Origin of the sequence: Streptomyces griseus subsp. griseus, assembly GCF_000720255.1 — a bacterium.
GTDB classification, from domain to species: Bacteria; Actinomycetota; Actinomycetes; order Streptomycetales; family Streptomycetaceae; genus Streptomyces; species Streptomyces griseus_I.
In genome coordinates this window covers 197,281-221,924 of sequence record NZ_JOJE01000011.1, presented here as the reverse complement: position 1 = coordinate 221,924, position 24,644 = coordinate 197,281, and the positions used below count along the sequence as shown (strand labels likewise).

Annotated in this window: 25 protein-coding genes and 1 tRNA gene; 13 read left to right on the top strand and 13 right to left on the bottom strand. The window is 70.5% G+C overall.

Annotated elements, in window-relative coordinates; genetic code table 11:
• Nucleotides 1–31 precede the first annotated feature (31 nt).
• Nucleotides 32–1,723 carry a phenylacetic acid degradation protein PaaN gene (gene paaN / locus IG99_RS17440; protein ID WP_037674962.1) on the top strand — a complete coding sequence of 564 codons (1,692 nt, stop codon included), beginning with the start codon at nt 32–34 and terminating at the stop codon, nt 1,721–1,723.
• Here the strand turns inward: paaN and IG99_RS17435 are convergent.
• Genes IG99_RS17435 through IG99_RS17425 form a run of 3 tightly spaced genes read right to left on the bottom strand, consistent with a single transcriptional unit; the run spans nt 1,720 to nt 4,756 of the window.
• Nucleotides 1,720–2,475, bottom strand: coding sequence for a TrmH family RNA methyltransferase (locus IG99_RS17435; protein ID WP_037674961.1), 756 nt, complete (start codon nt 2,473–2,475; stop codon nt 1,720–1,722). The two genes, paaN and IG99_RS17435, sit on opposite strands and share 4 nt — an antisense overlap.
• Entirely contained in the window at nt 2,472–3,785 is a 1,314-nt protein-coding gene (locus tag IG99_RS17430; protein WP_037674960.1) for an HTTM domain-containing protein, read from the bottom strand. Before IG99_RS17430 ends, IG99_RS17435 begins: the two co-directional genes overlap by 4 nt.
• On the bottom strand, nt 3,782–4,756 hold the full coding sequence (locus tag IG99_RS17425) for a DUF5819 family protein (protein ID WP_037674959.1): 975 nt from the start codon (nt 4,754–4,756) through the stop codon (nt 3,782–3,784). Before IG99_RS17425 ends, IG99_RS17430 begins: the two co-directional genes overlap by 4 nt.
• A 305-nt stretch (nt 4,757–5,061) precedes the next feature.
• Between IG99_RS17425 and paaA the strand changes: the two genes are divergently transcribed.
• From paaA to IG99_RS17395, 6 genes are all read left to right on the top strand, one after another.
• Nucleotides 5,062–6,105, top strand: a complete 1,044-nt coding sequence (gene paaA / locus IG99_RS17420) for a 1,2-phenylacetyl-CoA epoxidase subunit PaaA (RefSeq protein WP_037674957.1) — start codon at nt 5,062–5,064, stop codon at nt 6,103–6,105.
• The gene (paaB, locus tag IG99_RS17415) at nt 6,102–6,389 is read left to right on the top strand and encodes a 1,2-phenylacetyl-CoA epoxidase subunit PaaB (protein WP_037674956.1); all 288 of its coding nucleotides are present in this window, start codon (nt 6,102–6,104) and stop codon (nt 6,387–6,389) included. Before paaA ends, paaB begins: the two co-directional genes overlap by 4 nt.
• Nucleotides 6,386–7,108: a 1,2-phenylacetyl-CoA epoxidase subunit PaaC gene (gene paaC / locus IG99_RS17410; protein ID WP_037674955.1), complete on the top strand. Its 723-nt coding sequence runs from the start codon at nt 6,386–6,388 to the stop codon at nt 7,106–7,108. Before paaB ends, paaC begins: the two co-directional genes overlap by 4 nt.
• Entirely contained in the window at nt 7,102–7,668 is a 567-nt protein-coding gene (gene paaD / locus IG99_RS17405; RefSeq protein ID WP_037674953.1) for a 1,2-phenylacetyl-CoA epoxidase subunit PaaD, read from the top strand. Before paaC ends, paaD begins: the two co-directional genes overlap by 7 nt.
• Nucleotides 7,668–8,729: a 2Fe-2S iron-sulfur cluster-binding protein gene (locus tag IG99_RS17400; RefSeq protein WP_037674950.1), complete on the top strand. Its 1,062-nt coding sequence runs from the start codon at nt 7,668–7,670 to the stop codon at nt 8,727–8,729. The genes paaD and IG99_RS17400 overlap by 1 nt, the downstream gene beginning before the upstream one ends.
• A 154-nt stretch (nt 8,730–8,883) precedes the next feature.
• Nucleotides 8,884–10,017 carry an acyl-CoA dehydrogenase family protein gene (locus IG99_RS17395; protein WP_037674948.1) on the top strand — a complete coding sequence of 378 codons (1,134 nt, stop codon included), beginning with the start codon at nt 8,884–8,886 and terminating at the stop codon, nt 10,015–10,017.
• A 71-nt stretch (nt 10,018–10,088) separates the two neighbouring features.
• Here IG99_RS17395 and IG99_RS17390 read toward each other — a convergent pair whose 3' ends face one another.
• The 4 genes from IG99_RS17390 to IG99_RS17375 all read right to left on the bottom strand — a co-directional run bounded on the left by IG99_RS17390 (nt 10,089) and on the right by IG99_RS17375 (nt 13,305).
• Nucleotides 10,089–10,418 carry a rhodanese-like domain-containing protein gene (locus tag IG99_RS17390; protein ID WP_037674947.1) on the bottom strand — a complete coding sequence of 110 codons (330 nt, stop codon included), beginning with the start codon at nt 10,416–10,418 and terminating at the stop codon, nt 10,089–10,091.
• Nucleotides 10,419–10,478: 60 nt separating this feature from the next.
• Complete coding sequence (locus IG99_RS17385; RefSeq protein WP_037675187.1) at nt 10,479–11,276, bottom strand: hypothetical protein; 798 nt, start codon at nt 11,274–11,276, stop codon at nt 10,479–10,481.
• Nucleotides 11,277–11,360: 84 nt separating this feature from the next.
• Nucleotides 11,361–11,834: a hypothetical protein gene (locus IG99_RS17380; RefSeq protein WP_037674944.1), complete on the bottom strand. Its 474-nt coding sequence runs from the start codon at nt 11,832–11,834 to the stop codon at nt 11,361–11,363.
• A 49-nt stretch (nt 11,835–11,883) separates the two neighbouring features.
• A complete protein-coding gene (locus IG99_RS17375) occupies nt 11,884–13,305 on the bottom strand; it encodes a DUF2252 domain-containing protein (protein ID WP_037674942.1) in 1,422 nt (473 codons plus the stop codon).
• Between the two features lie 573 nt (nt 13,306–13,878).
• On the opposite strand from IG99_RS17375, the gene IG99_RS17370 reads away from it, so the two are divergent.
• Entirely contained in the window at nt 13,879–16,239 is a 2,361-nt protein-coding gene (locus tag IG99_RS17370; protein WP_037674941.1) for an MFS transporter, read from the top strand.
• Between the two features lie 38 nt (nt 16,240–16,277).
• Here IG99_RS17370 and IG99_RS17365 read toward each other — a convergent pair whose 3' ends face one another.
• Complete coding sequence (locus IG99_RS17365) at nt 16,278–16,715, bottom strand: hypothetical protein (protein ID WP_051865482.1); 438 nt, start codon at nt 16,713–16,715, stop codon at nt 16,278–16,280.
• Nucleotides 16,716–16,858: 143 nt separating this feature from the next.
• Between IG99_RS17365 and IG99_RS17360 the strand changes: the two genes are divergently transcribed.
• Both IG99_RS17360 and IG99_RS17355 read left to right on the top strand, forming a co-directional pair.
• Complete coding sequence (locus IG99_RS17360; protein ID WP_107055953.1) at nt 16,859–17,503, top strand: TetR/AcrR family transcriptional regulator; 645 nt, start codon at nt 16,859–16,861, stop codon at nt 17,501–17,503.
• Between the two features lie 153 nt (nt 17,504–17,656).
• Nucleotides 17,657–18,238 (top strand): TIGR03086 family metal-binding protein, encoded by a 582-nt coding sequence (locus IG99_RS17355; RefSeq protein ID WP_037674938.1) that lies wholly within the window; start codon nt 17,657–17,659, stop codon nt 18,236–18,238.
• A gap of 402 nt (nt 18,239–18,640) precedes the next feature.
• Here IG99_RS17355 and IG99_RS17350 read toward each other — a convergent pair whose 3' ends face one another.
• The 5 genes from IG99_RS17350 to IG99_RS17330 form a co-directional block, all read right to left on the bottom strand.
• Nucleotides 18,641–18,871 (bottom strand): hypothetical protein, encoded by a 231-nt coding sequence (locus IG99_RS17350; protein ID WP_037674935.1) that lies wholly within the window; start codon nt 18,869–18,871, stop codon nt 18,641–18,643.
• Between the two features lie 7 nt (nt 18,872–18,878).
• Nucleotides 18,879–19,343: a hypothetical protein gene (locus IG99_RS17345; protein WP_037675184.1), complete on the bottom strand. Its 465-nt coding sequence runs from the start codon at nt 19,341–19,343 to the stop codon at nt 18,879–18,881.
• A 563-nt stretch (nt 19,344–19,906) separates the two neighbouring features.
• Nucleotides 19,907–20,299, bottom strand: coding sequence for a hypothetical protein (locus IG99_RS48755; RefSeq protein ID WP_158973195.1), 393 nt, complete (start codon nt 20,297–20,299; stop codon nt 19,907–19,909).
• Between the two features lie 114 nt (nt 20,300–20,413).
• Nucleotides 20,414–20,656: a hypothetical protein gene (locus IG99_RS48750; RefSeq protein WP_158973194.1), complete on the bottom strand. Its 243-nt coding sequence runs from the start codon at nt 20,654–20,656 to the stop codon at nt 20,414–20,416.
• A 352-nt stretch (nt 20,657–21,008) separates the two neighbouring features.
• A tRNA-Leu gene (locus IG99_RS17330) sits at nt 21,009–21,092 on the bottom strand.
• Between the two features lie 459 nt (nt 21,093–21,551).
• Between IG99_RS17330 and IG99_RS17325 the strand changes: the two genes are divergently transcribed.
• The 3 genes from IG99_RS17325 (at nt 21,552) to IG99_RS17315 (ending at nt 24,623) form a co-directional block, all read left to right on the top strand.
• Nucleotides 21,552–22,415, top strand: a complete 864-nt coding sequence (locus tag IG99_RS17325; protein ID WP_037674932.1) for an FhaA domain-containing protein — start codon at nt 21,552–21,554, stop codon at nt 22,413–22,415.
• A gap of 10 nt (nt 22,416–22,425) precedes the next feature.
• Complete coding sequence (locus IG99_RS17320; RefSeq protein ID WP_037674931.1) at nt 22,426–22,941, top strand: FHA domain-containing protein FhaB/FipA; 516 nt, start codon at nt 22,426–22,428, stop codon at nt 22,939–22,941.
• 92 nt (nt 22,942–23,033) lie between these two features.
• Complete coding sequence (locus IG99_RS17315; RefSeq protein WP_037674929.1) at nt 23,034–24,623, top strand: Stp1/IreP family PP2C-type Ser/Thr phosphatase; 1,590 nt, start codon at nt 23,034–23,036, stop codon at nt 24,621–24,623.
• Nucleotides 24,624–24,644: the final 21 nt, after the last annotated feature.

The window sequence follows — 24,644 nt, the reverse complement described above, 5'->3', positions numbered from 1 at the left end:
AAGAGTTCTTGAGACGAGGAGTTGGTCCCGCATGGCCGCCGAACTCACCGCGCACGATCTGATCGCCAAGCACCGGCCCACCCTCGACCAGGCGCTGGAAGCGATCCGCACACGCGCGTACTGGTCCCCGCACCCCGAACACCCCAAGGCCTACGGCGAGAACGGCAGCCTGGACGCGGCGGCGGGCAAGGCCGCCTTCGACGCCCTGACCGGCACCCGCCTCGACCTCGGCCAGCCCGGCACGGACGACTGGGTCGGCGACGAGGTCTCGCCGTACGGGGTCGAGCTGGGCGTCACCTACCCGCACGCGGACATCGACACGCTGCTGCCCGCCATGAAGGCCGGACAGCGGGCCTGGCGGGACGCGGGCGCGGAGACGCGCGCGGTGGTCTGTCTGGAGATCCTCAAGCGGATCAGCGACCGCACGCACGAGTTCGCGCACGCGGTCATGCACACCTCCGGCCAGGCCTTCATGATGGCGTTCCAGGCGGGCGGCCCGCACGCCCAGGACCGCGGCCTGGAGGCGGTGGCGTACGCGTACGCGGAGCAGGTGCGCACCCCCGAAACGGCCGACTGGAACAAACCGCAGGGCAAGCGGGACCCGCTCGCGCTCACCAAGCGGTTCACCGCCGTCCCCAGGGGCATCGCCCTGGTCATCGGCTGCAACACCTTCCCGACGTGGAACGGCTACCCGGGCCTGTTCGCCTCCCTGGCCACCGGCAACGCGGTCCTGGTCAAGCCCCACCCGCGCGCGGTGCTCCCGCTGGCCCTCACCGTGCAGGTCGCCCGCCAGGTGCTCGCCGAGGCCGGCTTCGACCCGAACCTGGTGGCGCTGGCCGCCGAGCGGCCCGGCGAGGGCATCGCCAAGACGCTCGCGGTCCGGCCCGAGATCAGGATCATCGACTACACCGGTTCGACGACGTTCGGCGACTGGCTGGAGACCAACGCCCGCCAGGCGCAGGTCTACACCGAGAAGGCCGGCGTGAACACGGTGGTGGTGGACTCGACGGCGAACTACAAGGGGATGCTCGCCAACCTGGCCTTCTCGCTGTCGCTGTACAGCGGCCAGATGTGCACCACCCCGCAGAACCTGCTCATCCCGCGCGACGGCATCCGCACCGACGAAGGCCCGAAGAGCTACGACGAGGTGGTCGCCGACCTCGCCCGCTCGGTCGACGGGCTCCTCGGCGACGACGCCCGCGCGAACGCCCTGCTCGGCGCCATCGTCAATCCGGACGTCAAGGCCCGCCTGGAGGCCGCGGCGAGCCTCGGCGAGGTCGCCCTCGCCTCCCGCGAGGTGAGCAACGCGGACTTCCCGGGCGCGGTCGTGCGCACGCCCGTCATGGTGAAGCTGGACGGCGCCAAGCAGGACGACGAGGCCGCCTACATGAGCGAGTGCTTCGGGCCGGTCTCCTTCGCGGTCGCGGTCGACTCGGCGGCGGACGCGATCGAGTTGCTGAGGCGGACCATCCGCGACAAGGGCGCGATGACCGTCGGCGCGTACACCACGGACGAGGAGGTCGAGCAGGCCGTCCAGGAGGTCTGCCTGGAGGAGGCCGCCCAGCTCTCGCTCAACCTCACGGGCGGGGTGTACGTCAACCAGACGGCCGCGTTCTCCGACTTCCACGGCTCGGGCGGCAACCCGGCGGCCAACGCGGCCCTCACCGACGGCGCCTTCGTCGCCAACCGCTTCCGGATGGTGGAGGTGCGCCGGGAAGCCTAGGAGGCCGCAGGGGCGCCCCCGGTGGCGCTCCAGTGGTACAGCGTCATGGCCACGCTGGTCGCGAGGTTGTAGCTGGAGACCTGGGGGCGCATCGGCAGGGCCAGCAGGTGGTCGGTGCGCCCGCGCAGCTCCGCCGACAGCCCGCTGCGCTCCGAGCCGAACGCGAGGACGGCGTCGTCCGGAAGCTTCACGCCCCGGATGTCGTCGCCCTCCGGGTCGAGCGCGAACAGCGGCCCGGACGGTAGTTCCGCCACCGTCAGCCGCTCGACGGCGGTCGCGAAGTGCAGCCCCGCCCCGCCGCGCACCACGGTGGGGTGCCAGGGATCGAGGGTGCCGGTGGTGACGACTCCGGTCGCACCGAAACCGGCCGCCAGCCGGATCACGGCCCCCGTGTTGCCCAGGTTGCGCGGGTTGTCCAAGACGATGACGGGCGCGGGCCGAGGCGTGTGGCCCAGCCGGTCGAGATGGGCCAGCCGGGAGGGCCGCACGGCCAGCGCGGCCACGGCGGTGGGGTGCGGGCGCGGGACGAGGGCCGCGTACGTGGCCTCCGGGACCTCCGTCAGGAGCGCGTTCAGGCTCGCGTGTACGTCCGGCGCGAGATCGTCGGCGAGAGCGAGCGCCGCCCGCCGGTCGGTGGTGACCGCCACCGGGACGACGGCGCCGAAGCGCAGGGCGTGCTTGAGGGCGTGGAAGCCGTCGAGCAGCACACAGGAGTCGACGAGCCGGTGCCAGGCACTCACGGAGTCGGTCATGTGGTGAAGCCTACGGGCGCGTGCTCGGGGTTCTCCGGGGTGGCCGGGTCCTGTGGCGATGCCGTGCGACCGTCGCGTGGAAAGCGTGGGAAGCGTGGAAACAGCCGTCCACGCGCGTGTGCCGCCCATCCGCCCAGACGGCGCACGAACGACGTGGGAAGGAAGACCGCGTCCGCCGTGATCATCGCCAGGGAGAAGAACGGCAGCCCGAGCACCACCGCGATCACCGCGTGCTCGGTCATCATGACGGCCAGCAGGACGTTCTTGACCCGCCGGTTGAACAGGGTGAACGGAAAGGCGACCTGCACGACGACCGTCCCGTAGGTCACGAGCATCACGAGCGTGCCGCTGGCGGAGAGCAGGTCGGCGAGGGCGGGCCAGGGCGAGAAGTAGTCGAGGTGCAGCGGGTAGTAGACGGCGGTGCCGTCCTGCCAGCGTGAGCCCTGGATCTTGTACCAGCCGGCCGTGGCGTAGATCAGACAGGCCTCGGCCATGATCACCAGCAGCGCGCCGTTGTGGACGATGTTGGCGATCACGTCGAGCAGGATGCGCGGCTCGGCGGTCTTCGCGCGGCGCCCGACGATCCACCACAGGGCCTGCGCCGCCCACATGCCCCACAGGATCGTCGGCAGCAGTCCGTGCCCGCCGATCCCCGCGGCGAAGGCCATGACCAGACCGACCGGAGCCGACCGGCCCGAGTCGTCCACGTCCGACAGCCAGTTCTCACCCAGCTTCCCGGCGAGCGTCGCCGCGAGCAGCACCAGCCCGAGCACGGCCCACAGCGCCGGCCCCACCCGGTCCACCACCCGCTCCCCACGCGCGCGTGCCTGACCCGCGAGCCGCTCGCGCCGCGCGTCGAGCGACCACACCTGGGCGCAGCGCGTGAAGACGAGGTAGATCGACATCAGGTGCAGGACGTTGTCACCGCCGTCCCCGACGAAGACACTGCGGTTCTGCAGCGACAGCACGCCGACCATGAACACCACGGACATCGTGCGGGTACGCCAGCCCAGCAGCAGCAGCGCGCTCGACAGGAGGGCGAGCACGTAGACGATCTCGAACCAGAGCCGCCCGTCCGACCACATCAGAACGGTGAAGGCGCCGTTGGCCCCGGTCAGTTGCTGGGCGAGGTCCCAGCTCCACGGTCCGTCGGGCCCGTAGAGCTCCGCGCGGTGCGGCAGCTCACGCAACAGGAACAGCAACCAGGTCGCGCTGAAGCCGATACGGATGACGGCGGTCTGGTACGGACCGAACGCGGCTTCGGTGACCCGGGCGATGGCGGCGGAGACCGACATGGCGAAGCGATTCACTCCACGCCCTCCCTCGCCTCGTCCACCGGGACCGACCACCAGGGCAGCACGCGGTAGAACGGCTTCAGCGAGATCTGCTCCCGGCTCCACGCGGGCGGGCGGACGTTGGTGGTGCGGGAGCGGACCTGGACGCGCTCGAGGACGCCGTGCTCGCCGGTCGCGTCCTCGCGGGACAGACGCAGCTCCACGATGCGCCGCAGATAGTTCTCGGACAGGGAGCCGCGCAGCCCCACCGGGCGGTTGTCGCCGCCGTGCGTGGCGACGAAGAAGTCCCAGGCCCGGCGCAGCTCGTTCTGCTGGGTGTGGCTGGGCAGCAGGTTGCCGTCGATGGCCCGGCCGTCCTCGGCCGACAGGTCGTACCAGCCGGTGGTGCGGATGTCGCCGCTCGGCGAGCTGACCTGGGCGCGGACCTGGACGGCGATGTTCTGCTGGAGCGGGTTGGGCGCGAACAGCTTCCAGTTCTGCTCGAACTCCGGGTAGATCCAGTCGTCTATGGCCTGGCCGTGCCGCTTGGTGACCGTGTTCGACGGCGCGACATGCAGGAACACCATGCCGATGTGCGCACAGACGGTGACCGCGACGACCGCCAGCGCCAGGGCGACGCCTATCTGGTAGCGGGGGGAGAGGGCGGCGACACCGGCACGAGGGTCGAACGGGGGAGCGGCCGGGGGATCGGGGGAGGGGGCGGCGGCGCGGTCCGAGGGGTGGTGACGGTCGGCCTGTGGGGGAACACCGGCGGCCTCTGGCGGAACGCCGGCCTGCGAGGGAGCGGCGGCGGCCTCTGGGGGAACGCCGACCTGCGAGGGAGCGGCGGCGGCCTGTGAGGGAACGCCGGCCTGCGAGGGAACGCCCGGGGCCTGCGGGGGAACGCCGGCCTGCGAGGGAACGCCCGGGGCCGAGTCGTGCTGGGGCTGCGGCCCGTGCGCGGCGCCCGGGTGATCCTGGGCGTCCGTTCCGCCGTAAGCGTCCATTCCGCCCCGTTTCCCGTTCCGGTCCGTCCCGCGGACCTCGCAACATCACCGTCGGCGCTCGCACGGAACGGTACTCAGGCCCACCGGCCCGGCACAGTCCCCGTCGCGCTTCTCACAGTCGACCGGCCAGAGCGGCCGCCCCGGGTCATGAGGCCGTCCCGGCCCCCGAGGTTTTCCACAGGCGCGCCCGCAGGTTGTCCACAGCGGTTGACACCTTACGACGGCCGTCCCACCATGGAATCGCACGGACCGAACGATCGGTCGGGAGAAGGCTCGGGCAGACCCCAAAGGTCGAGGGGGACCACATGGCGACAGCAGCCGCGCACCAGACGGCCGGCACACCGGCGTACGGCGCCCAGGACGGCACGGCGGGCCCAGCGGGCGACACAGGCACCGACGCGTACCAGCGTGCCTTCGACGCCGCCGTGGCAGCCGACGAGCGCATCGAGCCGCGGGACTGGATGCCCGACGCCTACCGCGCCACCCTCGTCCGGCAGATCGCACAGCACGCCCACTCCGAGATCATCGGCATGCAGCCGGAGGCCAACTGGATCACGCGCGCACCCTCGCTGCGCCGCAAGGCCATCCTGATGGCGAAGGTCCAGGACGAGGCGGGACACGGGCTGTATCTGTACAGCGCGGCCGAGACCCTGGGCACCAGCCGCGAGGAACTGCTGGACAAGCTCCACTCCGGCCGCCAGAAGTACTCCTCGATCTTCAACTACCCCACGCTGACCTGGGCCGACGTCGGCGCCATCGGCTGGCTCGTGGACGGTGCCGCGATCACCAACCAGGTCCCCCTGTGCCGCTGCTCCTACGGCCCGTACGCACGCGCGATGGTCCGCGTCTGCAAGGAGGAGTCCTTCCACCAGCGCCAGGGCTACGAGCTGCTGCTGGCCCTCAGTCGCGGCACCCCTGAGCAGCACGCCATGGCGCAGGACGCGGTGAACCGCTGGTGGTGGCCGTCACTGATGATGTTCGGCCCGCCCGACGACGAGTCCGCGCACTCCGCGCAGTCGATGGCTTGGAAGATCAAGCGCCACTCCAACGACGAGCTGCGCCGGCGCTTCGTGGACATCTGCGTCCCCCAGGCCGAATCCCTGGGCCTCACGCTCCCGGACCCGGACCTGAAGTGGAACGAGGAGCGGGGGCACCACGACTTCGGGCCGATCGACTGGACGGAGTTCCGGGAGGTCCTCAAGGGCAACGGTCCGTGCAACGAACAGCGGATAAGCCAACGCAGGCAGGCCCACGACGAGGGCGCCTGGGTACGGGAGGCCGCCGCGGCCCACGCGGCCAAACACACCGGCGCCGGCCGCTCCGGTGGGACGGGAGCGACGCGATCATGACGAACACCGACTGGCCCCTGTGGGAGGTCTTCGTGCGTTCCCGCCGCGGCCTCTCCCACACGCACGCCGGCAGCCTGCACGCACCGGACGCCGAGCTCGCCCTGCGCAACGCCCGCGACCTGTACACCCGGCGCGGTGAAGGCGTCTCGATCTGGGTCGTGCCGTCCTCCGCGATCACGGCGTCCTCCCCCGACGAGAAGGACCCCTTCTTCGAGCCGGCCGCCGACAAGCCGTACCGCCACCCGACGTTCTACGAGATCCCGGACGGGGTGCAGCACCTGTGACGACCACCGCGCTTCCCACGGCCGCCGCCCTCGCCCTCGGTGACGACGCCCTCGTGCTCTCCCACCGCCTCGGGGAGTGGGCGGGCCACGCCCCCGTCCTGGAGGAGGAGGTCGCCCTCGCCAACATCGCGCTGGACCTGCTGGGCCAGGCCCGCGTGCTGCTCTCGACGGTCGGAGACGAGGACGAACTGGCCTACCTGCGTGAGGAACGGGCCTTCCGCAACCTCCAGTTGGTGGAGCAGCCGAACGGCGACTTCGCCCACACCATCGCCCGCCAGCTGTACTTCTCCACCTACCAGCACCTGCTGTACGCGCGCCTCGCGGGCGGGGACGGGCCGTTCGCCGGGCTCGCCGCGAAGGCGGTCAAGGAGGTCGCCTACCACCGCGACCACGCCGAGCAGTGGACCCTGCGGCTCGGCGACGGCACGGAGCTCAGCCACGAGCGGATGCGGCGGGCCTGTGACGCCCTGTGGCGGTTCACCGGCGAGATGTTCCGGCCGGTGGAGGGTCTGGACGTCGACAGCGAGGCGTTGGAGAGGGACTGGCTGGAGTCCATCGGGGAGGTGCTGCGGCGGGCCACCCTGTCCGTCCCCGAGGGCCCCCGTTCCGGGGCCTGGACGGCGGGCGCCGGCCGCGAGGGGCTGCACACCGAACCCTTCGGGCGCATGCTCGCCGAGATGCAGCACCTGCACCGCAGCCACCCGGGGGCGTCATGGTGACGGTCACCCCGCTGGAGGCGGAGCTCCTCGAGGTCGCCGGTTCGGTGCCCGACCCCGAACTGCCGGTGCTCACCCTGCTAGAGCTGGGCGTGGTGCGCGCGGTGCACGTGCGCGGGGCGGACGCGGTCGAGGTGGAACTGACCCCGACGTACACGGGCTGCCCGGCCCTGGAGGCGATGTCGGTGGACATCGAGCGGGTGCTGCACGAGCACGGTGTGCGGGAGGTCACCGTGCGCACGGTCCTCGCGCCCGCCTGGTCGACGGACGACATCACCGCCGAAGGACGCCGCAAACTCCGGGAGTTCGGGATCGCGCCCCCGCGCACCGGAGCGCGGGCCGGGGCAGGGCCGGGGGCGGGCTCGTCGGGCCCCGTCGCGCTGTCCCTGGGCCCGACGCGCACGTACGCCGATCCCCTGGACGCGTCGGCGGAACCCGTTCACTGCCCGCACTGCGGCTCCGCCGAGACCGAGCTGCTCAGCCGCTTCTCCTCCACCGCGTGCAAGGCGCTGCGGCGCTGTCTGACCTGCCGTGAACCCTTCGACCACTTCAAGGAGTTGTGATGGCGCGCTTCCACCCGCTCCCGGTGGCCGGGGTGGACCGGCTCACCGACGACTCCGTCGCCCTCACCCTGACCGTGCCGCCCGAGCTGCGCGAGGAGTACCGGTACGCGGCGGGCCAGCATCTCGCCCTGCGGCGTGTGGTCGACGGGCTGGACGTCCGGCGGACGTACTCGATCTGCTCACCGGCGCCCGCGCCCGACGCGGAGGGGCCGAGCACACTGCGGGTGGGGGTGCGGCTGGTCGAGGGCGGAGCCTTCTCGACCTACGCCCTCAAGGAGATCAACGCCGGGGACGAGCTGGAGGTGATGACACCCGCGGGGCGGTTCACGCTCGACCCCGCGCCCGGGGTCTACGCGGCGATCGTCGGCGGCAGCGGGATCACCCCGGTGCTGTCGATCATGTCGACGCTGCTGGCGCGCGAGCCCGGCGCCCGGTTCTGTCTGATCCGCAGCGACCGTACGTCCGCCTCGACGATGTTCCTGGAGGAGGTCGCCGACCTGAAGGACCGCTACCCGGAGCGGTTGCAGCTGGTCACGGTGCTCTCCCGGGAGGAGCAGCAGGCGGGGCTGCCGTCGGGGCGGCTCGACCGGGAGCGGTTGAACGGGCTGCTGCCGGCGCTGTTGCCGGTGGAGCGGGTGGCGGGCTGGTTCCTGTGCGGGCCGTTCGGACTGGTGCAGGGTGCCGAACGCGCGCTGCGGGACCTGGGCGTGCTCCGGAACCGGATCCACGAGGAGATCTTCCACGTGGACAGCGTCGCTCCCCCACCCGGCGCCACGACACCCGCCCACAGCACGGTGACCGCCCGCCTGGACGGACGCGGGGGGACATGGCCGGTGCAGGACGGGGAGTCACTCCTGGACACCGTGCTGCGCAACCGGCCCGACGCGCCCTACGCCTGCAAGGGCGGGGTGTGCGGCACCTGCCGGGCCTTCCTGGTCTCGGGCGAGGTGCGCATGGACCGCAACTTCGCGCTGGAGCGGGAGGAGACGAAGGCGGGATATGTGCTGGCGTGCCAGTCGCATCCGGTGACGGAGAAGGTGGAGCTGGACTTCGACCGCTGAGCCGAGCCGAGCCGCCCGGCGGAGCACATGCCGCCCCGCCAGCCGCTCCGCATGCCGCCCCACCTGCCGCTCCGCGCAAGGCATTCCCTTCTCCTAGAACCTGTTCTATCTTGACGGGCCGTCAGGTCAGTGGATCCGCCGGGAGGACAGGACCGTGGACTTCAGCTTCAGCGAGGAGCAGCAGGCGGCGGCCGAGGCGGCGCGCGGGGTGTTCGCCGGGGTCGCGCCCGACGGGGTGCCCAGTCCCTCGCGCACCCGGGGAGCCGTGGCCGACGACTTCGACCGGGCGCTGTGGGCCAGGCTCACCGACGCGGATCTGCTGAGTCTGCTGCTCGATGAGGAGTTCGGCGGGGCGGGCCTCGACGCCATCGCGCTGTGCCTGGTGCTGCGCGAGGCGGCGAAGGTGCTGGCGCGGGTGCCGCTGCTGGAGAACAGTGCGGCGGCCGCCGCCGTACAGGCCTACGGTGGTGAAGAGTTGAGGGCGGAACTGCTGGCCCGGGCGGGGCGGGGCGAGGTCGTGCTGACCGTCGCCGCGCACGGCCGTACCGGTCATGATCCCGCCGAGCTGGCGGTGACCGCGCGTCAGGAGGGCGGGGCGTGGGTGCTGGACGGGGTGCAGACGGCGGTTCCCTGGGCACACAACGCCGACTTCGTCCTCGTGCCCGCCCACACCGGTGACGACCGGAGCGTTCTCGCCCTGGTCCCCCGTGTGCACGAGGGGGTCGTGCTCGGCGAGCAGGTCTCCACCACCGGTGAGCGCCTCGGCGAACTGCGGCTGGAGTCGGCGCGGATCGCCGGCCGGAGCGTCATCGAGGCCGACGGCGCGTGGGAGTGGCTGCGGGAGCTGCTGACCACCGGGACGTGTGCGCTGGCGCTGGGGCTGGGTGAGAACGTGCTGCGGATGACCGGTGAGTACACCGGTGAGCGGGAGCAGTTCGGGTTCCCCGTCGCGACCTTCCAGGCCGTCGCCGTGCAGGCCGCCGACCGGTACATCGACCTGCGGGCGATGGAGGCCACCCTGTGGCAGGCCACGTGGCGGATCGCCTCCGGGGCGCCCGGAGCACTGCCCGCCTCCGGTGATGTCGCCGTGGCGAAGATCTGGGCGGCGGACGGCGTACGGCGGATCGTGCAGACGGCACAGCACCTGCACGGGGGGTTCGGTGCGGACGTGGAGTACCCGCTGCACCGGTACCACGCCTGGGCCAAGCACCTGGAGCTGACCCTCGGCCCGGCCTCGGCCCACGAGGAAGCCCTGGGCGACCTGCTGGCGGCGCACCCCCTCGGCTGAGGCACGCCGGCTGAGCATCCCCGGCTCGGACGCCCGCCGACCCAAGAGGACCCCCGGCCGTTGCCGGTGGGTCAGACGACGTGCCCCGGCCGGCCGTCCTCCGTGACGACGGGGCGGCCGGCGGCCTGCCAGACCTGCATGCCACCGTCGACGTTCACGGCCTCGATGCCCTGCTGGACGAGGTACATGGTGACCTGAGCCGAACGGCCGCCGGAACGGCAGATCACGTGGACGCGGCCGTCCTGCGGGGCAGCCTCGGTCAGCTCGCCGTAGCGGGCCACGAACTCGCTGATGGGAATGTGCAGCGCACCTTGTGCGTGGCCCGCCTGCCACTCGTCGTCCTCACGGACGTCCAGCAGGAAGTCGCCGTCCTTGAGATCGCCGACCTCGACCGTGGGCACACCAGCTCCGAAACTCATGCGTCCGACGCTACCCGACGGGGCGAGCAGCGCGGGGCGCGCCTACCGGAGCAGCGCCGCCAGCTCGTCCTCGCGCTGGGCGACCTCGGCCAGGAGCTTGTCGGCGATCTCGTCCAGGAGACGGTCCGGGTCCTCCGGCGCCAGGCGGAGCATCGCGCCGATCGCGCCCTCCTCCAGCTCCTTCGCGACGAGCGCGAGCATCTCCTTGCGCTGGGCCAGCCACTCGAGGCGGGCGTAGAGCTCCTCGCTGGGAGTCGGGCCGGGGTCCTTCGGTGCGGGTCCGGCCGCCCACTCCTCGGCGAGTTCACGCAGCAGGGCCTCGTCGCCGCGGGCGTAGGCCGCGTTGACGCGGGTGATGAACTCCTCGCGCCGCCTGCGTTCCACGTCCTCCTGGGCCAGGTCGGGATGGGCCTTGCGGGCCAGTTCGCGGTAGAGCTTGCGGGCCTCCTCGCTGGGCCGCACCCGCTGCGGGGGCTGTACCGGCTGGTCCGTGAGCATCGCGAGGGCCTCCGGGAAGATGCCGTCGCCGTCCATCCAGCCGTGGAACAGCTCGTCGACACCGGGCATCGGCAGCACCCGGGCCCGTGCCTCGGCCGCCTTGCGAAGGTCCTCGGGATCGCCGGTGCGCGCGGCTTTGGCCTCGGCGATCTGGGCGTCCAGCTCGTCGAGCCGGGCGTACATGGGACCGAGCTTCTGATGGTGGAGGCGCGAGAAGTTCTCCACCTCGACGCGGAAGGTCTCCACCGCGATCTCGTACTCGATCAACGCCTGTTCGGCGGCCCGCACGGCCCGCTCCAGCCGCTCCTCGGGACGGGACTGCTCAGCTTCCGGGGTCGTCACCCGAACAGCGTAGGCCACGGCCGGAGCGACCGCCCAAGTCCGCCGGTGTCGCCACGCCCCCGGCCCCGGCCCCTGGGATGTCTTTCACGGCTCTCTCGCATCCGGGCAGTCCACCGCCACCCATTCCGCCGTCAGGTCGCGGCAGGCGACCAGGAGGCTGCCGGGGCGGCAGGCGATCTCGTGGGTGAGGCCGTCGGGGTGGGGCAGGAGCTCGTCGAGGATGACGTCACCGAGGTCGGCGAGGTCGCAGACGTCGAGGACGTCCGCCTGGAAACGGGAGACGCCGGTGTAGTGGATGACCAGGTCCTCGTCGTGTTTCCAGCAGTTGTGGCCGAAGTGGATCTCTATCGTGTCGTCCCCGGTGCGGCGGGCCTCCCGGGGCTTGAGGTCCTTCACGCAGCGCTTGCCGCCGAAGTCGTAGTGATCCGGGTCGGTGGCGAACGCGCGCGCCCCCGGAGGCAGGCCGTCCGCCAGCTCAGGCAGCCGCTCCAGGTAGGGGCCCGGATCCATACCGCCCCGCATCCCGCCCACGAGGGCGTCAAGATCGACGTACTTCACCAGGTTCCCCCCACTCCCCAGCCCCGCGCGTCGGCCGGTCGCCTCCCCCTCATACGCCCATCTCCGCCGGGATCCGCCCTTCGCGCACCGCCTTGACCAGTTCCGCGTGATCGACCTCCGTGCGGTCGGCGTAGGCGACGGCGAAGGTGGCCATCGCATCGTCGAGTTCCTCGCTCTTGCCGCAGTAGCCGGCGATGAGGCGCGGGTCGGCGCTGTGGGAGTGGGCGCGGGCCAGGAGGGCGCCGGTCATCCGGCCGTAGTCGTCGACCTGGTCGGCGGCGAGGGCGGCGGGGTCGACGCTGCCCTTGCGGTTGCGGAACTGACGGACCTGGAAGGGGCGGCCGTCGACCGTCGTCCAGCCCAGCAGGATGTCGCTGACCACCTGCATCCGCTTCTGGCCGAGAACCACGCGCCGCCCCTCGTGGTCGACGGACGGTGCCTCGAAACCAGCGCTGAGAAGGTGCGGGACCAGGGCGGACGGCCGCGCCTCCTTCACCTGGAGCACCAGCGGTTCGCCCCGGTGGTCCAGGAGCAGCACCACGTACGACCGTGTGCCCACGCTGCCCGTGCCGACTATGCGGAAGGCGACGTCGTGCACCGCGTGGCGGGCCAGCAGGGGGAGGCGGTCCTCGGAGAGCGTGGCCACGTACGGCTCGAGGGACGCGGCCACCGCGGCAGCTTCCGCGTCCGGGACGCGGCGCAGCACGGGCGGGGCGTCGACGAAGCGGCGCCCGCCCTCCTCTGTCGGCTCGGTGGACTTGGCCGCGAAGCGCCCGCTGGTGTTGGCCCGCGCCTTCTCGGAGACCCGCTCCAGCGTGCCGAGCAGATCGTGGGCGTCGGTGTGGGAGACGAGTTCCTCGTCGGCGATGGCATTCCACGCGTCGAGGACCGGGAGCTTGGCCAGCAGCCGCATCGTGCGGCGGTAGGCGCCGACCGCGCCGTGCGCCGCCTTGCGGCAGGTGTCCTCGTCGGCGCCGGCCTCCCGCCCCGCCAGCACGAGGGAGGCGGCGAGCCGCTTGAGGTCCCATTCCCAGGGGCCGTCCACGGTCTCGTCGAAGTCGTTCAGGTCGATGACGAGGTCGCCCCGCGCGTCGCCGTACAGGCCGAAATTCGCCGCGTGGGCGTCGCCGCAGATCTGGGCGCGGATCCGGGTCATCGGGGTGCGCGCGAGGTCGTAGGCCATGAGGCCGGCGGAGCCGCGCAGGAAGGCGAACGGGGTGGCGGCCATCCGGCCCACCCTGATCGGCGTGAGCTCGGAGAGGCGACCCTGACTGGACTCCTCGACGGCCGTGACCGCGTCCGGGCGGGAGACGTCCAGGTCGAGGGAGGTGTGCGAGCCGCGCGGAACGTGCCGGCGCAGTGCCTTTCCCTCCTCCTTGGGCGAGCCCTCGACGGGCCACTCGGCGAACCCGGGCACCCGCGGAAGTCGCCGCCCCGGCCCTGAGACCTCCGTACCACCGACCTCGGTCACCGCGACCGCCTCCCCCGAACCCGCGCGCACCTCGACCGACCGCGAGTGCGCCTCGACACGAACATCAACTCGTGCCGACCGTACAGCCCATGGCCGAAATGCGTCAGACCCTGTGGACAACTCCGGAACCACACCGCTGGGCCTGTGGAAAACCCCGAAAAGACAAGACCGCCGAAAAGACAAGACCCCCCGTAAAGACAAGACCCCCCGCAAAGACAGAGGAGCCCCGGCGTCCCAGCCGGGGCTCCTCCCCATCACACAACCCTCACCCGTCCACCGACTGCCCCGTCCTCGCCTTGGCACGCCTCCCCAGTCCCATCAACCTCTTCCACGTCTCTTCAGCCCCATGGACCCGGTGATGGGGTGCGCTACAGCGCGCTACAGCTTTGCCGACTTTTTGAGCCAAGTCTCGGCAAACTCCTTTGCCTACGGCAACTAACGACAAGAAGACTTCAGTTGCCCCATGCATGCAAAACAGCGAGGAAGCCGATGACGACGAGGTCCCCTTCCGCCGCGACGACCGCAGCAAGCCCAGCGACCGCGGCGGCGGATGCCACCCCCGCCGACGCGCCCATGACGCACCGGCAGATCATGGAGGCGCTGACCGGCCTGCTGCTCGGCATGTTCGTCGCGATCCTGTCGTCGACGATCGTCTCCAACGCCCTGCCCCACATCATCAGCGACCTCGGCGGCGGCCAGAGCGCCTACACCTGGGTCGTCACCGCCTCCCTCCTCACGATGACGGCGACCGTCCCGCTGTGGGGCAAGCTGGCGGACCTCTTCTCCAAGAAACTGCTGGTCCAGCTGGCTCTGCTGATCTTCGTGTGCGCCTCGGCGGTGGCCGGTCTGTCGCAGAACCCCGGGATGCTCATCGCCTGCCGCGCCGTCCAGGGCATCGGCATGGGCGGTCTGACCTCGTTGTCGCAGATCATCCTCGCGGCGATGGTCCCCCCGCGCGAGCGCGGACGCTACAACGGCTATCTCGGCGCGACCTTCGCCACCGCGATGGTCGGCGGACCGCTGATCGGCGGGGTCATCACCGACACCAGCTGGCTCGGCTGGCGCTGGATCTTCTACATCGGCGTACCGTTCGCCGTCCTCGCCCTGATCGTCCTCCAGCGCACCCTGCGCCTGCCCGCCGTCCGCCGCGAGGTGAAGGTCGACTGGGCCGGCGCCTTCTTCATCACCTCCGGGGTCTGCCTGCTGCTCCTGTGGGTGACGTTCGCCGGCGACAAGTACGACTGGCTGTCCTGGCAGACGTACACCATGGTCGGCGGCACCCTCGCGCTGCTCGCGCTCTTCCTCCTCACCGAGACGCGGGCGAGCCAGCCGATCATCCCGCTGCGCCTGTTCCGCAACCGCACGATCGCCCTGGCGGCCCTGGCCTCGCTCTTCGTCGGCGTCGCGATGTACGTCGGGATCATTTATTTCAGCCAGTACTTCCAACTGGCCCGCGGCAAGTCACCGACGATGTCCGGCGTCATGACGATCCCGATGATCGTCGGCCTGGCCGGCGCCTCCACGGTCTCCGGCCGGATCATCACCCGCACCGGCCACTGGAAGGTCTGGCTGCTGTCCGGCGGCACCCTGATCACCGCAGGCCTGGGTCTGCTGGGCACCATCCGCCACGACACCGTGTACTGGCACGTCGCGATCTTCATGGCCCTGCTGGGGCTCGGCGTCGGCATGATGATGCAGAACCTGGTCCTGGCCACGCAGAACCAGGTGGAGGCCAGCGACCTGGGCGCCGCCAGCTCCACGGTGAACTTCTTCCGCTCCCTCGGCGGCACCCTCGGCACGTCCGCGCTGGGCGCGGTCCTCGCCCACCGCATCCGCCACTACCTCACCGAGGGTCTCGCCGGCCTCGACCCCCGGTCCGCCGCCGCACTCCGCTCCTCCGGCTCCTCCGACACCATCCCGGACGTCCACACCCTGCCCGGCCCCCTGCGCACCCTCGTCGAGGGCTCCTACGGCCACGGCATCGCCGACATCTTCTTCTACGCCGCGCCCTTCGCCCTCGTCTCCCTGTTCTTCTGCCTGTTCATCAAGGAGGTCCCGCTCCGGACGAAGGGGGCACCGGCCGCGGCGCCCACGCCGACGCCCGCACCCACATCCGAGGAGCGGCAGCCCCCCAACGCCGCAACCGGCCTGGCCACGGGCCCGGACACCGTCCCCCGCACTCTCATCCAGGGCCACATCCGCGCCGCCTCCGACACCCCCGTCCCCGGCGCCGCCCTCACCCTCATCTCTCTCACCGGCCGTCAGCTGTCCCGCACGACCGCGGACTCCGACGGCTCCTTCACCCTCGACGCACCCGGCCCCGGCGGCTACGTCCTGATCGCCTCCGCCGACGGTCACCAGCCACGCGCGTCCACGCTGCTGGTGAGCGACAACCAGCCGGTCCCGTACGACGTCCTGCTGACCGGCAGCAGCGGCCTGACCGGAACCGTGCGGGCCGCGGGGACCGGACTGCCCGTCAAGGACGCCCTGGTCCTCGTCACCGACGTACGCGGAGATCTGCTGGCGAGCCACACCACCGGCGAACAGGGCGACTTCACCTTCACCGACCTGGCCCCGGGTCCCGTCACGGTCGCCGTCAACGCCGTCGGACACCGGCCGCGCGCCCTGCCCGTCGAGGTGGGCGCGACGGGCCTCACCCGGGTCGAGATCGACCTGGACAACGGGGTCCGGCTCCAGGGCGTCGTACGCACCGGGCACGGCCCGCTCACCGACGCGCGCGTCACCCTCGTCGACGCGGCGGGCAACGTGGTCGGCACGGCGACGACCGGCACCGACGGGGCGTACGCCTTCACCGACCTCGACGGCGGCGGGTACACGGTCATCGCCTCGGGCTATCCACCGGTCGCCACCGCACTGACCCTGACCGGCCCCGGCATCGACGACCACGACATCGAACTCGGCCACCCGTCCTAGAGGCCACCCGTCCTAGAGGCCACCCGTCCCAAGACGTTCTAGAAGGCCGCCTCGCCACACCACCCCGCGATGACGCTCCGGGCGGCCCGCCGGGTGGCGGCCCCGTCGAACCGGTCGGTCCGCCAGGTCGTCGAACGCAGGCCGCCCCGGTGACGGTAGGCGCGCATGATCCGTACATGGTCGTGGCGGCCGACGAAGCGGCGCAGGCCCTCCTCGTCGCGCCACACCGAGACCGATCCGCAGCGCGGGTGCAGAAGCCCCGGGACGGTCCAGAGCCAGAGCCCGACCGCGCCCTCGACATCGCCCCAGTCCCGGCGCAGGGCGGCCCCGGTGGCGTTGACCCCTATCGCTGTCCAGGGACGGTACGGGGCGAAGCCCGTGACGCTCACGACGGCCGCACCCCCCACATCGTCGCCGGGGGCGACGCACTCGGCCGGGCCGGGCTTCCACGGAGCGAACCAGATCGGAACCGGCATCGTGCCTCCATAAAACAGTACGATCGTTCGTGCAAATATAACCCTACTAACCGCACGACCGTCCGCTCATTCGCTACACTGTTGACGCCTCAACGGTGCCGGTGCCGAGACAGTCCGGCCCAGGAGAGTGGGTACACATGGGCGTGGCAGGGACGCAGGCCGACGGCCGGATCGCGCGCGGCAACCAGACCAGGCAGCTCATCCTCAGGCGCGCGGTGGAGATCGCGTCCGTGGAGGGGCTCGCGGCGCTCTCCATGGGTCAACTCGCCACCGAGCTGAAGTTGAGCAAGAGCGGCGTCTTCGCGCTGTTCGGCTCCAAGGAGGACCTCCAGCTCGCGACGATCCGCACGGCCGTCACCCTCTACACGGAGCACGTGGTCCAGCCCGCCCGTGACCTGCCGGCGGGCGTCGGCCGCCTGTGGACCCTGTGCACGGCGTGGCTGACGTACTCACGGGAGCGGGTCTTCCCCGGCGGCTGCTTCTTCTACTCGGTCTCAGCCGAGTTCGACGCCCGCGAGGGAAAGGTCCACGACGCGCTCGCCGCGGCCCGCTCCGACTGGCTCTCCTACCTGGAGCGGACCGCGCGGGAGGCCCAGCTGGCGGGCGAGCTCGCGGACGACGCCGACCTCCCCCAACTCGTCTTCGAACTCGTGGCGTTCCTGGAGCTGGCGAACGCCGAGTCCGTCCTGCACGACGACTTCACCTGCTACGACAAGGCGGCCAAGGCCGTCCTGAACCGCCTGCGGGCCCACACGACCGACCCGTCACTGCTGCCCGCCCACACGTGAGGCCCCCGCATGACGGCGGCCTGCCGCACTCCCTGAAACCCGTCCATAAAACTGCACGCACGCCCGTTCTAATATATGATCCAATCAGCAGGACAGAGAGAGCAGGACACCAGCAGAGACAGCAGCAGGACAACCATCCGCAAAGGGGCCCGCATGGACATCCGACAGCTCGACCGGACGGCTGTACGGGAGTCCGTACGCCTCGTGGAACAGGCCGGCGCCCAGGACTGGGACCTGCCGACACCCTGCGGCGACTGGACGCTCCGGCAACTCGTGGCCCACATGGCGGCCCAGCACCACGGGTTCGCGGCAGCCGCGTCGGGAGGTGGCGGCGACCTCACCGCTTGGCAGCCGAGCGAGTCGGGCGACGACCCCGCGACGACGTACCGGACCGCGGCCCAGGCCGTCCTCGACGCCTTCGCCCGACCGGGCGTGCCCGACAGGGACTTCACCCTCCCCGAGATCAGCACGACCACCCGCTTCCCGGCGTCGGTCGCGATCGGGTTCCACTTCCTGGACTACGTGGTCCACGGCTGGGACGTGGCCCGGACCCTCGGCGTACCCCTGCACCTCGACAAGGAGGTCACCGAGGCCGCCCTCGCGATCGCCCTGCGCGTACCGGACGACGAAAGCAGGCTCACTCCCACCGCCTTCTTCCGCCCCGCCCTGCCCACGCCCCCCGACGCGAGCCCCCTGGACCGCACCCTCACCGCACTCGGCAGGTCACCGGCCTGAAAGCACCACCGCCCGGAAGTGTTCGACCTCACCCACTGGTAACTGCCTGGAAGCGTGGCCTCACGGTCTGAAACACCGCCCTGCTCCAACGGCCCCGCGCCCGACGCCTCTTCGCCCCACAGTGAGAGAGCTCACATCGACAGGAAAATCACACCGACAACAGGCCCGGAACAAAGCGAAAAACGGTCGTATCGTGATCACGATGACGACCGTTTCGTCTTGGTTGGGGCACCGACGAAACGTGCTGATCAGGCTTCATAAGTCTGGCACGTAGATCGTTTCCCGCGCTGTCACAGCCGATTTCCCACGGCGCAGGCCAGGGCTCAAGATCCCGAGCGGCCAGCACCCGCAAGACGTCCACGCTCGGTGGCCTCACAGAGGCCCGCGTCCTTCTGCTCGAGCTCACTCGCTCTCTTTGCTCCTCTTTCCCATCCAGGACTGGCAGATCCATCGGGTGAGTGCTCCTACCAGGACGGCGACGACGATCGCCCCCCAGTCGATGACGTGCGGAAGCCCAGGAAAGAAGGCGAAGAAGGCGAGTGTCAGTCCAAGACCCGCCGCGAACGCGGCGACCCCAGCCGACCGCCGTCGCACCTCCCCGGATTGTTCCCGCCCTTGCTGCTGATCGATCATGAACGGCTCACTTCGTGATGTGGTGACACTGACTCACACGCCGCACCCCATTGACGTAGAGATGCGCACACGCCTTTCCATAACGAGGCAACGTCTGGGGAGAGTTGTTCCTCATCGGATCGATCTTGCACTCGGGGTGTGTCCGCCCGCGGGATGTCCGATAGGTCTTGTTGTTGGTGTTGGCGTACGTGAAGTCGATCCGCCAGTTACAGAACCCGCTGCCGAGCGCGGCGACGAAGCCGCAGTCGACGCCGGCGTTCTGGTAGGTGATCTTCTTCCCGCCACCTCGGACGATGTGTGTGAATAAGCAGCCGGTCGGAACCTTCATCGTCATGCCGCCTACGCTGTACTCGAAGGTCCGGACAGGAGTCGACCCGACAGCACCGGCCTGCGCCACCGAGGCACTCGTCAGCACGAGAGCGCAAGCGGCAGCAAGAGCCGTGCAAATCCTGGACCGATACAACACGACCATGAACAATCCCCTTCCGGCGGAGAACCTCTCCCGACCGGAAGAACTCCGTCGCCGCGATCATGTTTCTGGCCGATGGGAGAGTTCACCGACTTGAGTGATCAAGAGGTAGTGCGCTGACCAGGTGATTCGGTTTTTTCGATCCAACCCATCGAGCTGCATGTCAGTCACAGGCAGAGCCCCTTACACGCGGCTCAGGCGTGGCTCAATGGCAGCTTGCGAGGCCCTTCCCCTCCTAGAAGGCCACTGGGACGGCTCGGCCTGCGTCGACGCCACCGTCATCGGCACCTACGCCAAGGGCGTCGGCCCCGACAGCCCCGTCACCTCCACCGACCCCGACGCCGCCTGGTACGTCCGCACCACCAAGCACAAATACCCTCTCGCCCTCGACGACCTCGCCCCCACCCAGCAGGACAAGAACGGCGCCAAACTCCAGAAGAAGGCAGACCGGATCAAGAAGCGTCTTTACGGCTACGACGCCTCCCTGGTCATCGCCCGGGACCCCGACCACAACGGCGTTCCACTGCCCGACGGCTCCGCCGACCCTGACGTCGTCCCCGCACTGGTCATCGCCTTCTCCGTCGACAAGCCCAGCCACCGTCGGCCACGTCGCCGTCGAAGCTCTCCAGCAGATCGACGACAGCCTGCCGCGTGGCTATCTCGCCGGTGACCGCGCCAACAACGATCAGAAACCGGAGAACTTCCAGCTCCCCATCCGCGCCATGGGTTACGAGCCGGTCTACGACTATGCGAAGGACCAGCTCGGCGTCCAGGCCGGCTTCGCCGGCGCCCAACTCGTCGAGGGCAACTGGTACTGCCCTTCCATGCCCCAAACGCTCAAGGACGCCACCAAAGACCTGATCGCCGAGAAGATCGACAAGCAGACCTGGATCGACCGTATCCGCGCCCGCGCCGCGTACCTCTTCATGCCCAAGCAGCGCCCTGACGTCGAAGGCCACCGTCGCGTCATGTGCCCCGCCGAGGCCAACCGCACCCAGTGCTCACTCAAGGAGCACACCCTCGGCCGCGGCATCCACCTGCCCCTGATCGACCCTGCCCCCAGCCCCGCGGGCTCACCCCGGTGCTGCAGCCAGAAGACCGTCACAGTCCCGCCCGAATCCGGCGCCAACCTCTGGCAGCCCCTCCAGTACGGCTCCGAAGCCTGGCAGCGCGTCTACTTCCGGCTCCGCAACAGCGTCGAAGGCATCAATGGCTACGCCAAGGACCGCCTGTACGAACGCCTGGAAGACGCCGGCACCCGCCGCATCCGCGGCATCGCCGCCCAGACCCTCTTGCTGGCCTTCCAGCTCGCCCACGCCAACCGCCGCAAGCTCAGGACCTGGGCCGACTCGATCGCCCTCCACGGCGACCGGCCCCACCGCCGACCAACCCGTCGCCGCAAGACCAAGCCTGGGCACCTGGACCCCCAAGGGCTACGTCACCAAACCCTGAGAGCTTCCTCACAAGCCAGCAGTAGTCCGCAGTCGAACGATCAAGCCCCCGGCATAGCAACCGAAGATCCACACACCCAAAAACCGGACCGCCGACGGCTCCAGCCGTCGGCGGTCCACGTGTTTTTGGCCACACACAGAGGAACGGGCGGCATCGTGATCACGATGCCGCCCGTTCCGTCGGTGCAACTAGAGCACCTTCGTCGGTGCTCCTCGGTGCGCGAGGGGGGAGTTGAACCCCCACGCCCTTGCGGGCACTGGAACCTGAATCCAGCGCGTCTGCCTATTCCGCCACCCGCGCATTGGGTGTGTCCTCCGGCTCCTTCCCCTTGTGGGGCGGCGCCTTCCGACATCCAGAAGATTAGCACGCTGGGCAGGGTGGGTTCACATCGCTTCTCTCCGTCCCCGTCCCCCAGGATGGAGACGAGACACCGACCCCGCGCTACGTATCAACGAGGGCCTGTTCACGTATCAACCTCGTACCGGTCCCGGCCATCTGCCCAGGAGCCGGACGAGGTCCACAGCCAGGTGCGGGACACTGGTCTGCGGCCCCCTCTACGATCCTGGGCAGAAGTACGTACACGGGAGCGTCGGGGGAAGGGGTCGAGGAGGCTTCGACACCCGTCGACCGGGTCGACAGGGGGAACCAGCCGATTCACCGGCGCGTGGATACGATCAGTAAGCAGTACCAGGTAAGAAGCAGTACGCAGGGCAGCAGAAGAAGCAGTACACAGGACGACAACGACGGAGGAGGTGCCTCATGGGAGTCCTGAAGAAGTTCGAGCAACGTCTCGAAGGTCTGGTCAACGGCACCTTCGCCAAGGTCTTCAAGTCCGAGGTCCAGCCGGTGGAGATCGCCGGAGCGCTCCAGCGCGAGTGCGACAACAACGCCACCATCTGGAACCGCGACCGCACCGTCGTACCCAACGACTTCATCGTGGAGCTGAGCACGCCGGACTTCGAGCGGCTCAGCCCCTACTCCGGCCAGCTCGGCGACGAGCTCGCCGGCATGGTGCGCGACTACGCCAAGCAGCAGCGCTACACCTTCATGGGCCCGATCAAGGTCAACCTGGAGAAGGCGGACGACCTCGACACCGGCCTGTACCGGGTCCGTAGCCGCACGCTCGCCTCGTCCAGCAGCCAGAGCCCCGAGAGCGCCCCGCCGGCCGGCGGCGGCCGCGGCGGCTACGGCTACCCGCAGCCGGGCCAGTCCGCCCGGCCGGGCCCCGCGGCCGCTCCCCCCATGCCGTCCGCGCCGCCACCCGGCGCCCGGCCCGGCGGATACGGCTACCCCCAGCCCGTGGGCGGCCAGCGGCCCCCGGCCGCACCCGCGGCCGGCGGACGCACCCGCCACTGGATCGAGATCAACGGCACCCGCCATCAGATCTCCCGCGCGACGCTGGTGCTGGGCCGCAGCACCGACGCCGACGTGCGGATCGACGACCCCGGCGTCTCGCGCCGGCACTGTGAGATCCGGACCGGAACGCCCTCGACGATCCAGGATCTCGGGTCCACCAACGGCATCGTGGTGGACGGGCAGCACACCACCCGCGCTACGCTCCGCGACGGCTCGCGGATCGTCGTGGGCAGCACCACCATCATTTACCGGCAAGCCGAAGGGTGAAGCGGGGGCAATGTCAGAGCTGACCCTCACGGTCATGCGGCTGGGTTTCCTGGCCGTCCTGTGGCTGTTCGTCATCGTGGCCGTGCAGGTCATCCGCAGCGACCTGTTCGGTACGCGCGTCACCCAGCGCGGCGCGCGCCGGGAGGCCGCCCGACCGCAGCAGCAGGCCGCCCGCCAGGCCCCACCGCCACAGCGCCAGCAGTCCGGCGGCAGCGGCCGCCGCGGCCGTAACGCCCCCACCAAGCTGGTGGTGACCGAGGGCACCCTCACGGGCACCACGGTCGCGCTCCAGGGCCAGACCATCACGCTGGGCCGGGCGCACGACAGCACGATCGTCCTGGACGACGACTACGCCTCCAGCCGCCACGCACGGATCTACCCGGACCGCGACGGCCAGTGGATCGTCGAGGACCTCGGCTCCACCAACGGCACGTACCTCGACCGGAACCGGCTGACGACGCCCACGCCGATCGCGCCGGGCGCGCCGATCCGCATCGGCAAGACCGTCATCGAGCTGCGGAAGTAGTGCTACATCATGGATAGGCGCGAGCGGAGCGAGCACGCAGTGGCTGCCGGCACCCCGGGCCCCGGCGCGCTCCCGACCGGAGGGTGGGCAGTGTGGCGCGACACGACCGGCTGTACCCGGAGCCGACGGGCGAGGTGGGCATGAGTCTGTCACTGCGCTTCGCCGCCGGATCGCACAAGGGCATGATCCGGGAGGGCAACGAGGACTCCGGTTACGCCGGTCCGCGCCTGCTCGCCATCGCCGACGGCATGGGCGGCGCCGCCGCCGGTGAGGTCGCCTCCTCCGAGGCCATCTCCACCATCGTCGCCCTCGACGACGACATCCCCGGCTCCGACGTGCTCACCTCGCTCGGCATCGCCGTCCAGCGCGCCAACGACCAGCTGCGCTCCATGGTCGAGGACGACCCCCAGCTCGAAGGCATGGGGACGACCCTGACCGCGCTGCTGTGGACGGGCCAGCGCCTCGGGCTCGTGCACGTCGGCGACTCACGCGCCTACCTGCTGCGCGACGGCCTGCTGACCCAGATCACGCAGGACCACACCTGGGTGCAGCGCCTCGTCGACGAGGGCCGCATCACCGAGGAGGAGGCCACCACCCACCCGCAGCGCTCCCTGCTGATGCGCGCGCTGGGCAGTGGCGACCACGTCGAGCCGGACCTCTCCATCCGCGAGGTGCGCGCCGGCGACCGCTACCTGATCTGCTCCGACGGACTGTCCGGGGTCGTCTCCCACCAGACGCTCGAGGAGACCCTCGCCAGCTACCAGGGCCCGCAGGAGACCGTGCAGGAGCTGATCCAGCTCGCGCTGCGCGGCGGTGGCCCCGACAACATCACCGTGATCGTCGCGGACGTCCTCGACCTCGACACCGGCGACACCCTCGCCGGACAGCTGTCCGACACCCCCGTGGTGGTCGGCGCCGTCGCCGAGAACCAGCTCCAGCTCAACGACAACGGCATCATGCAGACCCCCGCCGGACGCGCCTCCGGCCTCGGCCGGCACCGCGGCCACGGCGGCGGCGAGTTCGGCCCGCCCGGCTCCGGCGACACCACCGGCTACGCCCCCACCGACGGATACGGCGGCTCCCTCGACTACGGCGACGACGACTTCGTCAAACCCCGCAAGGGCCGCAGGTGGCTCAAGAGATCCTTCTACGGCATCCTCGCGCTCGCCGTCATCGGCGGCGGACTCTACGGCGGCTGGCGCTGGACACAGACGCAGTACTACGTCGGCACCAAGAACGAGCACGTCGCGCTGTACCGCGGCATCAGCCAGGACCTGGCGTGGGTTTCGCTGTCGAAGGTCGAGAAGGACCACCCCGAGATCGAACTCAAGTACCTGCCGCAGTACCAGCAGAAGCTCGTCGAGGCCACGATCGCCGAGAACGACCTGAAGAACGCCCAGAAGAAGATCACGGAGCTGGCCGTGCAGGCGTCGGCGTGCAAGAAGCAGGCCGAACGCACCACCACCGCCGGGAACCAGAGCACCTCCAAGGCCGGCGAGGGCCAGGCCGGAGGCACCACGGGAACCACACCCGCCTCCCTCACGTCCAAGGCGTCACCGAGTCCGTCGCCGACATCCCCCTCCAAGTCCCCGTCCACGACCCCGACCGCGCCGACTCCCAGCCCCGGCCCCACTCTCTCGGAGGAAGAGCAGAAGGTCGTCTCGCTGTGCGGTAAGCAGTAGGCAAGCCGTGAGAGGCCCCGT

Coding starts and splice junctions, on each gene's coding strand:
- paaN (WP_037674962.1), top strand. CDS start 32: ATGGCCGCCGAACTCACCGCGCACGATCTGATCGCCAAGCACCGGCCC.
- IG99_RS17435 (WP_037674961.1), bottom strand. CDS start 2,475: ATGACCGACTCCGTGAGTGCCTGGCACCGGCTCGTCGACTCCTGTGTG.
- IG99_RS17425 (WP_037674959.1), bottom strand. CDS start 4,756: ATGGACGCTTACGGCGGAACGGACGCCCAGGATCACCCGGGCGCCGCG.
- paaA (WP_037674957.1), top strand. CDS start 5,062: ATGGCGACAGCAGCCGCGCACCAGACGGCCGGCACACCGGCGTACGGC.
- paaB (WP_037674956.1), top strand. CDS start 6,102: ATGACGAACACCGACTGGCCCCTGTGGGAGGTCTTCGTGCGTTCCCGC.
- paaD (WP_037674953.1), top strand. CDS start 7,102: ATGGTGACGGTCACCCCGCTGGAGGCGGAGCTCCTCGAGGTCGCCGGT.
- IG99_RS17400 (WP_037674950.1), top strand. CDS start 7,668: ATGGCGCGCTTCCACCCGCTCCCGGTGGCCGGGGTGGACCGGCTCACC.
- IG99_RS17370 (WP_037674941.1), top strand. CDS start 13,879: ATGACGCACCGGCAGATCATGGAGGCGCTGACCGGCCTGCTGCTCGGC.
- IG99_RS17365 (WP_051865482.1), bottom strand. CDS start 16,715: ATGCCGGTTCCGATCTGGTTCGCTCCGTGGAAGCCCGGCCCGGCCGAG.
- IG99_RS17355 (WP_037674938.1), top strand. CDS start 17,657: ATGGACATCCGACAGCTCGACCGGACGGCTGTACGGGAGTCCGTACGC.
- IG99_RS17350 (WP_037674935.1), bottom strand. CDS start 18,871: ATGATCGATCAGCAGCAAGGGCGGGAACAATCCGGGGAGGTGCGACGG.
- IG99_RS17345 (WP_037675184.1), bottom strand. CDS start 19,343: ATGGTCGTGTTGTATCGGTCCAGGATTTGCACGGCTCTTGCTGCCGCT.
- IG99_RS17325 (WP_037674932.1), top strand. CDS start 21,552: ATGGGAGTCCTGAAGAAGTTCGAGCAACGTCTCGAAGGTCTGGTCAAC.
- IG99_RS17320 (WP_037674931.1), top strand. CDS start 22,426: ATGTCAGAGCTGACCCTCACGGTCATGCGGCTGGGTTTCCTGGCCGTC.